An 11,557-nucleotide genomic window follows, 5' to 3' on the forward strand; every position below is an offset into this window, starting at 1 on the left:
TGAATCTCCGTCAACCGGGAGCCGCCCCCGGCCGCGGCCAGTGACCAGCCGCCGACGGGGATCGTTTCCCCGGTCGGAGCCGGACCGCCCGGCCCGCGCGCCGGCGGCCCGCCCGCCGGCACGACCGCTGCCCCCTTCCGCCCGCGGAAGGGCCGGGGCCGAGGAGGCCGCCATGTCCCACGAGTCCGCATCCGAACACCCCGGACAGGACGACATGCGCCGCGACCCGGCCGCGGCCGACCCCCCGAAGAACCTCCTCCAGCAGATGGAGGACCTGATGGCGGCCCTGAACGCGGACCTGTCCCGACTGGACGCCGAACTCCAGTCCTCCACGGACCGCGCCCCGGGCCCGGGCCGCACCCCGTAGCAGCGGCCACCCCGGCCGGTGGCGCGCGGGAGCGGCCCCACCCCCGGGAGCGGCCCCGGCGGTCGGGCTGCTCCCCGCCCCGGCCGGTCCCGGCCCCGGCCCCGGTCGGGGGACCTGGACGGGGACGCGGAGGCGGGTCAGGCTGCGCCGTGGTGGTGGGCCGTCAGGCGGCGCAGGAGCGCGCGGACCCGGTCGCTCGACTCGTCGGCCGCGTCGATCGACTCCATGCACTGCCAGTACAGGCCCTCGTCGTCCGTGCCGCAGGCGACCCCGACCAGGGCCATGCCGACCTCCCCGAGGAGGTCCTGGAGGCCGAGGAGGGAGCCCCGGACGTCGGTCACCACGGTCAGCTGGGCCGCGCGCGGCGGCTGGTCCGGTGCCGCGCGCTCCCCGCGCAGGGCCGCTCTGTGGAACACCCCGCAGCCTCTGCCTCCCGCTTCGCCCAGGCCCCGCGCCTCCGCTCTCAGTTCCCGCGGCCCGCTGACCGCGAGCCAGTGGCCCATGCCCTGGGCCAGGGCCTGGGTCTGCCAGGCCTCCCACACGATGTCCATCGCCGCCCCGCTGTGCGCCAGCGCGCGGCGGCCGGCCGTGATGAGCCGTACCGCATCCATATGCCGTCCCCCGTCCGCACGACATCCGCTGTTCTCACCACTACCCAGAGTGAGGGCAATGCGCCAGTAAAGCCAGGGGTATTCGGAAATCTCTGGACAGAGACAGGGTTGTGGACGACGCCATCACTCCGAAGAGTGACGGCCTGGGGTGGTGGGGCCGGCCACCGGGAAGCGGAGCTCGTTCCTCTCGATCTTCGCGGCGAGCGCGTCCAGCACGTCCACCCCGAGGACCTCGCAGAACTGCAGCAGGTAGGCGAGCACGTCGGCGGCCTCGTCGGCCACGCGGTGCGCGGTGTCCGGCTCGTCCATGACCCGCGCCGACTGCTCGGGTGTCAGCCACTGGAAGATCTCGACGAGTTCGGACGCCTCCACGCTCAGCGCGACGGCCAGGTTCTTCGGGGTGTGGTACGGCTCCCAGCCGCGGGCCGCCGCGAACTCCGCCAGACGCTGCTGGAGTCGGTACAGGCGCTCGTCAGCGGTCTCGTGCGGTTCGCTGTTCGTCTTGGGCGTGTCGGTCATGCCCCAGGTCTACCACCGCCGCCCCTGGGGCCTCGCGGGCGGCCGCCGCGGTCTCCTCCCCGACGGCCGCCAGGAGGCGGACGTGGCCGCGGCCGCCGGCGAGGAGGGCGAGGCGCAGCAGTTCGGCGTTCTGCCGCCGGTCCAGCCCGCGGTCGAAGCCGTCGGCGAGGACGGTGAGGGCCTGGCGGGCGGAGAGCAGTTCGGCGGCGGGGTCCATGGCGAGCACCCCGGGGCCGGTGAGCAGGACGAGGGCCAGGGCGAGGAAGCGGAGTTCGCCGGAGCCGAGCCGGCCGAGTGCGGTGGCGGGCTGCCCGGGGCCGCGGTCGAGGGCGGCGGTGACGGGGCCGGACTGGTCACAGGAGGTGAGGACGTCGAGGCCGTGGACCCGTCCCGCACAGGCGGCCTGTGCGGCGCGCGCGAGCAGCGTGTGGCGGGTGGTGCACTCGTGGCGGGTGCGGCGCAGTACGTCGGCGAGGTTGGCGCAGTCGCGGAGCAGCCGGCCCTCGCCGTGCACCGCTGGGGCGCGCATCCGCTCCGGCTCCGGGTCGCAGGCGAACACGGAGCGGAGGGCGACGACGACCTGTTCGGCGGCGGCGAGGACGCGCCGCTGACCGGGGGTGGCGCCGGCGACGCGCAGCGGGATGAGGGCGGTGCCGAGCCGGTCGTCGGGGAAGGGGGCGCGGGTGACGGCGGCGCTGCCGCCGGTCAGCCAGGCGGCCTGGACGCTGCGGCGGCCGGGGTCGCGCAGGGCGGTGCCGAGCAGGATCTCGCCGTTCGCGGTGAGGCGTTCGCCGACGATCCGCAGGGCGGGTTCGGCCTGTACGGCGAGGTCGAGGCGGACCGGGCCCGCGGGGCCGTCGACCGTGCAGCCGATCCGGAAGCCGCGGCGCCCCTGGGCGTCGGCGGGGGCCCGGTCGGGGACGCGGGCGGCGGGGTCGGGGAAGGCCGCCTCCAGGGTGGCGCCCGCGGCGAGGGCGGCGAGGGCTTCGTGGGCTGCGAGGACGTGGGACTTGCCGCTGCCGCTCGGCCCGGTGAGGAAGGTGACGGGGGCCAGCGGCAGGGCGAGGCCCCGGTGCGGCCCGAAGGCGGAGAGCCGCAGCTCGCCGACGACGGGCCGCACCGGCCCGGCCCCGCCGGCGGCTCCGGGCGCGGCAGAGGCCCCGCCGTCCGGGGTCCCGTGCCCGTACGGCGGGGCAGCCGCGGCAGGCGCCGCGCCCGGCGCCGCCGGATGCCGCGCCGGACCGGCCGCCGCCGCGGGCCGCGGGCCGCCGGCCCGCGGTGCAGCGCCCGGGCGGTGCCCCCGTCGGGTCAGGCGGGATGGCTCGGGTACGGCGGGACCCGTGCGGGGCCGGGGCTCCGCCGTGTCCGGGGTGGCGTCCATGCGCCGGACGGTAGGCCCGCCGGGAACTCCCCCGGCACGCCGAACCGTTACCTCGGCGCGACCTTCCTACGATCGGGGGACGGCCGCGGCCGCGATCCCCTCGACCTCGGTTCCGACGGGGGCCAGCAGGAAGACGTTCCGGTCGACGCGGTGCATGCCGCTGCCCAGTCCGAAGACGACCCCGCTGCTGAAGTCCAGGATCCGCTTGGCTACTTCAGTGTCGGCCCCGGTGAGGTCGAGGAGGACGGGGACCTGCGCGATCAGGTACTCGGCCACCTCCCGCGCGTCGGCGAAGACCTGCACCCGGATCACGACGAAGCGCCGCTGTTCGGCGGCCGCGGTCCCGGAGGACGCGGGGATCGTGCGGTGGTCCACCCGTGAGGGCCACTCGTTGCGACTGCGCAGGGGAACCACCTGCGCGAGACCCTCCCACTGTTCGTCCGTGACGTCGTACCTGCTCACCGGGCCGCCTCGGCCGCGCGCTTCATGTGCATCCCCCCATCCTCTCGTGTTTCACCCGTTCAGCCCAACAACGACACGGCCGACACGGGGGGCGCACGGAAACGCGGGCGTCTCGGCGGGGCGGGGTGTCCACCCCACCGACAATCGGTTAGGTTAGGCATGCCTAAGTTTGCAGTCCAGGACGATGGAGAGATCCGCATGCGCATGTCCGGTGCACCCGCCACCCCTGCCGCCGGCCGCCCCACCGACGCCGAGCGCGTCCGCTCGATCCTGGCCGCCGCCCACTCCATGACCGTCGTCACCGACGGCGTCCCCACCGAGGTGCGCCACCTCGACGGCACCGACCCGCTGGGCCGGCTGCACCTGCACCCCGCCGAACCCGGCGGCGAGATGGAGGAACGCCCCTCGATCCGGATGGAGTTCACCGACATCGCGCCCACCCCGGTCCGCGACCGGGTCCGCGCCCGCGTCACCGTCGCCGGCCGCCTCCTCACCCCCTACCGCGGCCAGGACGCCGAGGGCTCCACCTGCATCGAGTTCCTCCGGGCCGTCCTGGAGACCCCGGACGGCCGCCGCGCCTCCATCGGCCTCGGCGAGCTGGAGGCGGCCTCCCCCGACCCCCTCGCCCCGTACGAGGCCGGGATGCTCACGCACTTCCTCGACGACCACTCCGAGCTCGTCACGCTCCTGCTGCGCCTGGTGACCCCGCAGCCCACCGCCGACCTCGTACGCGCCCTGCCGCTGGCCATGGACCGCTACGGGCTCACCCTCCGCCTGGAGGAGCGCCGCGGCCACCGCGACGCCACCCTGGCCTTCCCCTCCCCCCTCGACGACGTCGAGCAGTCCGGCGCACAGATGCAGGCCCTCTTCAGCGCGGCCCGCCGCCGCTCGCACCGCAACACCCTGCCCGCCTGACGCCGCGGGCGGCCGGGCGCGCCGGCCCCCGCCCGGCCGTCCGGGCCGACACGCCGCCGGGTCCGCCGTCCGGGCGATCCGCCCCGCCCGGCCGCACGGGGCGCCCCGCGGCGCATACACAGAGCCGGCCCCGGGGCCCGCCGCGCCAACAGGGCACGGTTCCGGTTGTGCCCGCTCTTCCGCGCTCCTACCCCCTCACATGAGAGGGGGAGATCACATCCAGTGCTTATGGTCGTCCCCACCGTGACCCCCCTAGCATTCGAGCCATGACGGTCCTGCCTGATGACGGGCTCTCCCTGGCCGCCGAGTTCCCTGACGCGACGCATGAGCAGTGGCAGCGCCTGGTAGAAGGCGTACTGCGCAAGTCCGGCAAGGACGTATCCGGCGGAGCCGCGGAAGACGCGTTGTCCACCCAGCTAGAGGACGGGCTCCTCACCCGCCCGCTGTACACCGTGCCCGACACCCCCGCGGACACCGGTTTCCCCGGTTTCGCCCCCTTCGTACGGGGCGGCACCCCCGCGGGCGGTGCCGCCTCCGGTTGGGACGTGCGGCAGCGGCACCTCGGCACCGACCCCGCGCAGGTCAACGAGGCCGTCCTCGCCGACCTGGAGAACGGCGTCACCTCGCTGTGGCTGTGCCTCGGCGGGGACGGCCTCCCCGTCGACGCGCTCGGCCGGGCCCTCGACGGCGTGTACCTCGACCTCGCCCCCGTCTCCCTCGACGCCGGTGCCGACTTCGAGGCGGCCGCCCGCGCCCTGCTCGCCCTGTACGCCGAGCGCGGGACCGCCCCGGACGCCGCCCGCGGCTGCCTCGGCGCCGACCCGCTCGGCCACGAGGCCCGTACCGGGGAGGCCGCCGGCCTCGACGCCGCCGTCGCCCTCGCCCGGGAGACGGCCGCCAACTGGCCCGGACTGCGCGCCCTCGCCGTCGACGCCCTGCCGTACCACGAGGCCGGCGGCTCGGCCGCGCAGGAGCTCGGCCTGTCCCTGGCCGCCGGCACCGCCTACCTCCGGGCGCTGACCGCCGGCGGACTCGGCATCGAGGCGGCCCTCGGCCAGGTGGAGTTCCGGTACGCGGCGACCGCCGACCAGTTCCTCACCATCGCGAAGTTCCGCGCGGCCCGCCGCCTGTGGGCCCGCGTCGCCGAGGCGTGCGGCGCCCCGCACGCCGGCGCCCAGCGCCAGCACGCGGTGACCTCGCCGGTGATGATGACCCGCCGCGACCCGTGGGTGAACATGCTGCGCACCACCGTCGCCTGCATGGCGGCGGGCGTCGGCGGCGCGGACTCCGTCACCGTGCTGCCGTTCGACCACGAGCTGGGCCTGCCCGACGCGTTCGCGCGCCGCATCGCCCGCAACACCTCCTCCATCCTGCTGGAGGAGTCGCACCTGGCGCGGGTCGTCGACCCGGCCGGCGGCTCCTACTACGTGGAGCGGCTCACCGACGAACTCGCCGACGCCGCCTGGGAGTTCTTCCAGACCGTCGAGAAGGCCGGCGGCCTCGCCACAGCCCTGCGCTCCGGCCTGGTCGCCGACCGGCTGGCTGCCACCTGGGCGAAGCGCTCCGCGAAGCTCGCCAAGCGGCGCGAGCCCGTCACCGGAGTCAGCGAGTTCCCGCTGCTGTCCGAGCAGCTGCCCGAGCGGCCCCCCGCCCCCGCGGCGCCCTCCGGCGGCCTGCCCCGCGTACGGCGCGACGAGGCGTACGAGGCGCTGCGCGCCCGCAGCGACCGGCACCTCGCGGCGACGGGCGCCCGGCCGCGGATCTTCCTCGCCGCCCTCGGCCCGGCCGCCGCGCACACCGCGCGCGCCACCTTCGCCGCGAACCTGTTCCAGGCGGGCGGCATCCAGCCGGTCCACGACCCGGTGTCGGTGGACGCGTCGACCGCCGCCGCGGCGTACGCGGCGAGCGGCGCCGACGGCACGGCCGTGCTGTGCTCCAGCGACGCGCTGTACGAGGAGCACGCCGAGGCCGTGGCCGCGGCCCTGCGCTCGGCCGGTGCGACGACCGTCTACCTCGCGGGCAGGCCCGGCACCGCGGGCGGCGCCGCCGACGACCACGTCCACGCCGGCTGCGACGCGGTCGCGGTGCTGTCCGGCGCCCTCGACCGGATGGGAGTGGCCCCGTGAGCGGCACCGAGATCCCCGACTTCTCCGCCCTGCCCCTGCGCGGCGGCGCCCCGTCCGCCGGGTCCGAGGACCAGTGGCGCAGCGCCGTGAAGGAGGCGACGGGCAGCGACACCGGCGACCTGCTGTGGGAGACCCCGGAGGGCATCGGGGTGCAGCCGCTGTACACCGGGCGCGACCTGGAGGGCCTGGACTTCCTCGCCACGTACCCGGGCGCGGCGCCGTTCCTGCGCGGCCCGTACCCCACCATGTACGTCAACCAGCCGTGGACGATCCGCCAGTACGCGGGATTCTCCACCGCCGAGGAGTCGAACGCCTTCTACCGGCGCAACCTGGCGGCCGGCCAGAAGGGCCTGTCCGTCGCCTTCGACCTGCCGACGCACCGCGGCTACGACAGCGACCACCCGCGCGTCACCGGCGACGTCGGCATGGCGGGCGTCGCGATCGACTCGATCTACGACATGCGGCAGCTGTTCGACGGGATCCCGCTGGACCGGATGTCGGTGTCGATGACGATGAACGGGGCGGTGCTGCCCGTCCTCGCCCTGTACATCGTGGCGGCGGAGGAGCAGGGCGTCTCGCCCGACAAGCTCGCCGGGACCATCCAGAACGACATCCTCAAGGAGTTCATGGTCCGCAACACCTACATCTATCCGCCGAAGCCGTCGATGCGGATCATCTCGGACATCTTCTCGTTCACCTCGCAGAAGATGCCGCGGTACAACTCGATCTCGATCTCCGGGTACCACATCCAGGAGGCGGGCGCGACGGCCGACCTGGAGCTCGCGTACACCCTCGCGGACGGGGTGGAGTACCTGCGGGCCGGGCAGGGCGCCGGGCTCGACGTCGACGCGTTCGCGCCGCGCCTGTCGTTCTTCTGGGCGATCGGCATGAACTTCTTCATGGAGGTCGCGAAGCTGCGCGCCGCCCGCCTGCTGTGGGCGAAGCTGGTGCGGCAGTTCGACCCGAAGAACGCCAAGTCGCTTTCCCTGCGTACCCATTCGCAGACCTCGGGCTGGTCGCTGACCGCGCAGGACGTCTTCAACAACGTCACCCGCACCTGCATCGAGGCGATGGCGGCCACCCAGGGCCACACCCAGTCCCTGCACACCAACGCCCTCGACGAGGCGCTCGCCCTGCCGACGGACTTCTCGGCGCGCATCGCCCGCAACACGCAGCTGCTGCTCCAGCAGGAGTCGGGGACCTGCCGCACCATCGACCCGTGGGGCGGCAGCGCGTACGTGGAGAAGCTGACGTACGACCTGGCGCGCCGGGCCTGGCAGCACATCCAGGAGGTCGAGGCGGCCGGCGGCATGGCGCAGGCCATCGACGCGGGCATCCCGAAGCTGCGCGTGGAGGAGGCCGCGGCCCGCACCCAGGCCCGTATCGACTCCGGGCGGCAGCCGGTGATCGGCGTCAACAAGTACCGCGTCGACAGCGACGAGCAGATCGAGGTCCTCAAGGTCGACAACTCGGCGGTGCGGACGCAGCAGATCGACAAGCTGCGGCGGCTGCGCGCGGAGCGCGACGAGGCCCGCACCCAGGACGCGCTGCGCGCCCTGACCAACGCCGCCGAGCGGGGCGCGGGGCAGGGCCTGGAGGGCAACCTCCTCGCGCTCGCCGTCGACGCGGCGCGCGCGAAGGCGACGGTGGGCGAGATCTCGGACGCCCTGGAGAAGGTGTACGGACGGCACGCGAGCCAGATCCGTACGATCTCCGGTGTGTACCGCAGCGAAGCAGGGGAGTCCCCGAACGTGGAGCGCACCCGTTCCCTCGTCGACCGGTTCGAGGAGGCGGAGGGCCGCCGTCCGCGCGTGCTGGTCGCCAAGATGGGCCAGGACGGGCACGACCGCGGCCAGAAGGTCATCGCGACGGCCTTCGCCGACCTGGGCTTCGACGTCGACGTCGGCCCGCTGTTCCAGACCCCGGCGGAGGTGGCCCGCCAGGCCGTCGAGGCGGACGTCCACGTCGTGGGCGTGTCGTCGCTGGCGGCCGGCCACCTGACCCTCGTCCCGGCGCTGCGCGAGCAGCTCGCGGAGGAGGGGCGCGAGGACATCATGATCGTGGTGGGCGGGGTGATCCCCCCGGCCGACGTGCCGACCCTGCTGGAGATGGGCGCGGCTGCGGTGTTCCCGCCCGGCACGGTCATCCCCGACGCGGCCCACGACCTGGTGACGCGGCTCGCCGCGGATCTGGGCCACGAGCTGTAGGCGGGGGCCGGCCGGTGCCGAAGATCGACATCGAGGCGTACGCGAAGGGCGTCCTCGACGGGAAGCGCGCGCTCGTCGCGCGGGCGATCACCCTCGTCGAGTCGACGCTGCCCGCGCACCGCGCGCTGGCGCAGACCCTGCTGACGGAACTGCTGCCCCACGCGGGGCGGGCCCGGCGCATCGGGATCAGCGGCGTACCGGGCGTCGGGAAGTCCACGTTCATCGACGCGTTCGGCACGATGCTGACGGGGCTGGGGCACCGGGTCGCCGTCCTCGCGGTGGACCCGTCGTCCAAGCGGACGGGCGGGTCCATCCTCGGCGACAAGACGCGGATGGAACGGCTGTCGGTCGACCCGGCCGCGTTCGTACGGCCCTCCCCGTCGGCGGGCACGCTCGGCGGGGTCGCCAAGGCCACCCGCGAGTCGATGATCGTGATGGAGGCGGCCGGGTACGACGTCGTCCTCGTCGAGACGGTCGGCGTCGGGCAGTCCGAGACGACCGTCGCCGGAATGGTCGACTCCTTCCTGCTGCTGTCGCTGGCGCGGACCGGCGACCAGCTCCAGGGCATCAAGAAGGGCGTCCTGGAACTGGCCGACGTCCTGGCCGTGAACAAGGCCGACGGGCCGCACGAACGCGACGCACGCGCCGCCGCCCGCGAACTCTCCGGCGCGCTGCGGCTGATGCACCCGGCGGACGCGGCGTGGACGCCGCCCGTCCTGACGTGCAGTGCGCGGGAGTCCACCGGGCTGGACGAGGTCTGGAACCGGCTGGAGCAGCACCGGCGGCTGCTGGAGGCGGGGGGCCGGCTGGCCGCGAAGCGGGCCGCCCAGCAGGTGGAGTGGACGTGGTCGATGGTCCAGGAGGAACTCCTGGACCGCCTCCGCACCCACCCGGCGGTACGGGACCTGGCCCCGGCGCTGGAGGCCCGCGTACGGGCGGGCACCCTGACACCGACGCTGGCGGCGGACGGCCTCCTGAGGGCCTTCACGGGGGCTTGCTGATCGTTTCAGGATGAGTGAGCCGCGGGCCCCGTGCTTGATGATCTGGGCCGGCAGGGCATCCGGGTGCGTGCTGATCTTGTTCCGAAACGGCCAGTCATACGCATCTTCCCCTTCGGCGCCCCATCCGACCGGTTGGCTGCACCTGCGTCACGCAGGGAGGTCTACCCCTCCGGGCCCCGCGGTCCCACGCACATCGGCCGGGTGGCACCCGGTCAGGGCGCCGCATCCGTCGTGTCGAGCAGTACACATTGGTCGAATTTCATGCAGCCGCACTCCAGACAGTCCGCAACTGCCTGCCGCAGGGCCTGAGCCTGCGCAATGTGCCGATCGAGTTCGGGTAGCTTGCGCGTAGCCATGTCCCGCCACTGGCGGGTGGCGGACGGGGAGGTGTCGTCGGCCAGCAGTTGCGTGATCTCGGCGAGTGTGAAGCCTGCCCGCTGAGCCATCTTGACCAGGGCCACCCGGCGGACGGCGGTCGCGGGCCATTCCCGGCGCCCTCCTTCGCGCCGCGCGCCGGGCAGCAGACCGCGCTCCTCCCAGTAGCGCAGCGCCGAGGCCCGGACGCCGGTTCTGGCCGCGAGCTCACCGATGGGCAGATGTCGCATGCCCACCCCCCTCTCCTCGATCCTCGGGCCGGTCTTGACTTCAAGCGTGCTTGAAGGACGACTGTGGCCTGCATGTTCTCAGCAGCACCGGGACGGCTGATACCCGGCCCCTACCGCTCCCTGTTCGCCGACCGCACCTTCCGGCGGCTGATGCCGGTCTTCGCGTTGTCCGACCTGGGCGACGGCATGACCGTCGTCGCAGTCGCGTGGCTTGCGTTCGCACTGGGGCCCGATGGCGGCCAGGGCGCGCTCGCCGGTATCGCCGTCGCCGCCTACGTCCTGCCCGGAGCGCTGGGCGCACTGGTCCTGGGCAGATGGATGCGTCGGCTTCCCGCGCGGCGGCTCCTGGTCGCCGACTCGGCGCTACGGGCCGTACTGCTGGGGGCCATCCCGCTCGCACACCTGGCAGGGCTGCTCACCCCGGCCGTGTACGTCGGGCTCCTGGGCGCCTCCTCGCTGCTTCACGCCTGGGGCAAGGCCGGAAAGCACGCGCTCTTCGCTCCTCTGCTCTCCGACGACCAGCGCCTGGCGGCCAACAGCGTGCTGGGCACCAGTCTGTGGGGCGCGACCATCGCGGGCCCCGCTCTCGCGGGCCTTCTCATGGGAGTGGTGTCACCGGCATGGATCCTCGGCCTGGACGCCGCCACCTTCGCCGTGCTCGCCCTCCAGACCAGCCGTACCACCGTGCCCCGCTCACCAGCACCCCCGCATACCGGAGGGGCACGGCGCGGACTGAGCATCCTGCGCCGTCAGCCGGAGCTCCTCGGCCTGCTCCTCGTGACCTGGGTGTTCAACCTGGCCTTCGGACCCGTCGAAGTCGCCCTGCCCTCGTTCGTCTCCGCCGACCTCGGTGCCGACGCGGGGCTGCTCGGCGTCTACTGGGCCGCCTTCGGTATCGGCGCCGTCATCGGAGCTCTCGCCCTGGGCGCGGCCAGACGGTTCCCCCTGTGGCCGGCCATGCTCGGCATCATCGCCGGCCACGGCATCGGCATGCTCCCCTTCGCCCTCGCGGACACCGCCCTTCCTTCTCTGATCGGATTCGCCTTCGCCGGACTCGTCTACGGCCCCTACTCCGCGCTCTCCTTCACCCTGATCCAGGACCGCACACCCGCCGACTCGCTCACCACGGTCCTGGCCGCGCGCAGCGCCGTACTCCTGACAGCCTCCCCCCTTGGAGCCGCGCTCGGAGGCTTCCTCCTCGACCGGGCCGGGGCCCCGGCCGTCCTCGCCGGCTGCGGGATGCTGATGATCCTCGTAGTCCCCACCAGCATCGTTGTCCTGAAGCTCTACAAGGTCATCAACGACGGCTTCAGCCCTCGTACGACCCGGCCGGACAACCACGTCATCCCTTGAGACCTGCCGG

The 11,557-nt window shown here is 74.1% G+C and carries 11 protein-coding genes; 6 read left to right on the top strand and 5 right to left on the bottom strand.

What is annotated here, in order from left to right:
* Nucleotides 1-172: 172 nt before the first annotated feature.
* A complete protein-coding gene (locus tag MUK52_RS06915) occupies nt 173-367 on the top strand; it encodes a hypothetical protein (RefSeq protein ID WP_284575071.1) in 195 nt (64 codons plus the stop codon).
* 137 nt (nt 368-504) lie between these two features.
* Here MUK52_RS06915 and MUK52_RS06920 read toward each other — a convergent pair whose 3' ends face one another.
* The 4 genes from MUK52_RS06920 to MUK52_RS06935 all read right to left on the bottom strand — a co-directional run bounded on the left by MUK52_RS06920 (nt 505) and on the right by MUK52_RS06935 (nt 3,340).
* Nucleotides 505-978 carry a DUF6099 family protein gene (locus tag MUK52_RS06920; protein ID WP_284575073.1) on the bottom strand — a complete coding sequence of 158 codons (474 nt, stop codon included), beginning with the start codon at nt 976-978 and terminating at the stop codon, nt 505-507.
* Between the two features lie 123 nt (nt 979-1,101).
* Nucleotides 1,102-1,497: a nucleotide pyrophosphohydrolase gene (locus MUK52_RS06925; protein ID WP_284575075.1), complete on the bottom strand. Its 396-nt coding sequence runs from the start codon at nt 1,495-1,497 to the stop codon at nt 1,102-1,104.
* Complete coding sequence (locus MUK52_RS06930) at nt 1,451-2,878, bottom strand: AAA family ATPase (RefSeq protein WP_284575080.1); 1,428 nt, start codon at nt 2,876-2,878, stop codon at nt 1,451-1,453. The genes MUK52_RS06925 and MUK52_RS06930 overlap by 47 nt, the downstream gene beginning before the upstream one ends.
* 66 nt (nt 2,879-2,944) lie before the next feature.
* Nucleotides 2,945-3,340 carry a cell division protein SepF gene (locus tag MUK52_RS06935; RefSeq protein WP_114054655.1) on the bottom strand — a complete coding sequence of 132 codons (396 nt, stop codon included), beginning with the start codon at nt 3,338-3,340 and terminating at the stop codon, nt 2,945-2,947.
* A 198-nt stretch (nt 3,341-3,538) separates the two neighbouring features.
* On the opposite strand from MUK52_RS06935, the gene MUK52_RS06940 reads away from it, so the two are divergent.
* The 4 genes from MUK52_RS06940 (at nt 3,539) to meaB (ending at nt 9,589) form a co-directional block, all read left to right on the top strand.
* Entirely contained in the window at nt 3,539-4,255 is a 717-nt protein-coding gene (locus tag MUK52_RS06940; protein WP_284581670.1) for a DUF2470 domain-containing protein, read from the top strand.
* Nucleotides 4,256-4,521: 266 nt separating this feature from the next.
* Entirely contained in the window at nt 4,522-6,381 is a 1,860-nt protein-coding gene (locus tag MUK52_RS06945) for a methylmalonyl-CoA mutase family protein (protein ID WP_284575091.1), read from the top strand.
* The gene (gene scpA / locus MUK52_RS06950) at nt 6,378-8,588 is read left to right on the top strand and encodes a methylmalonyl-CoA mutase (protein ID WP_174250364.1); all 2,211 of its coding nucleotides are present in this window, start codon (nt 6,378-6,380) and stop codon (nt 8,586-8,588) included. Before MUK52_RS06945 ends, scpA begins: the two co-directional genes overlap by 4 nt.
* Before the next feature lie 14 nt (nt 8,589-8,602).
* Nucleotides 8,603-9,589, top strand: coding sequence for a methylmalonyl Co-A mutase-associated GTPase MeaB (gene meaB / locus MUK52_RS06955; RefSeq protein WP_114054652.1), 987 nt, complete (start codon nt 8,603-8,605; stop codon nt 9,587-9,589).
* A 212-nt stretch (nt 9,590-9,801) separates the two neighbouring features.
* Here the strand turns inward: meaB and MUK52_RS06960 are convergent, their stop codons facing one another.
* Nucleotides 9,802-10,194 carry a MerR family transcriptional regulator gene (locus MUK52_RS06960; RefSeq protein ID WP_114058524.1) on the bottom strand — a complete coding sequence of 131 codons (393 nt, stop codon included), beginning with the start codon at nt 10,192-10,194 and terminating at the stop codon, nt 9,802-9,804.
* 72 nt (nt 10,195-10,266) lie between these two features.
* Between MUK52_RS06960 and MUK52_RS06965 the strand changes: the two genes are divergently transcribed.
* Nucleotides 10,267-11,547: an MFS transporter gene (locus MUK52_RS06965; protein WP_216827058.1), complete on the top strand. Its 1,281-nt coding sequence runs from the start codon at nt 10,267-10,269 to the stop codon at nt 11,545-11,547.
* The last annotated feature ends 10 nt before the right edge of the window (nt 11,548-11,557 follow it).

Source organism: Streptomyces sp. 2P-4 (assembly GCF_030167965.1).
Taxonomy (GTDB): domain Bacteria; phylum Actinomycetota; class Actinomycetes; order Streptomycetales; family Streptomycetaceae; genus Streptomyces; species Streptomyces globosus_A.